Below are 265 nucleotides of genomic sequence, written 5' to 3'. Positions count from 1 at the left end.
CTTGGTTTCGCCAAACGCTTCGTAGCTGATACGGTCAGGGGTAATACCCTGTTGTTCAAAATACTGCACAACACTTTGCGCCCTGCGTTCAGACAGCTTCATGTTGTAGTCTTCCGAGCCGACATCGTCGGTATGGGTTTCCACCCGCAGCATGGCTTCCGGATATTGACTCAGGTGATTCAGCATCGGCTGGAACGTGGAAGTCATATCAGGGCGAAGCTTGGCAGAATTGAACTCAAAGATGGCATTGGACTGGGTACCATCC

General features: G+C 51.3%; 1 protein-coding gene. It reads right to left on the bottom strand.

The annotated features are described in order from the left end of the window. A partial coding sequence (locus tag R0J87_RS21230) for an OmpA family protein (RefSeq protein WP_498888765.1) occupies nucleotides 1-265 on the bottom strand: 265 nt, incomplete at both ends.

It is taken from the genome of Halomonas sp. SIMBA_159 (assembly GCF_046536035.1).
GTDB lineage: Bacteria > Pseudomonadota > Gammaproteobacteria > Pseudomonadales > Halomonadaceae > Vreelandella > Vreelandella venusta_A.
Note: the sequence above shows the minus strand (reverse complement) of the source record. Positions and strands in the feature narration are given on the sequence as shown.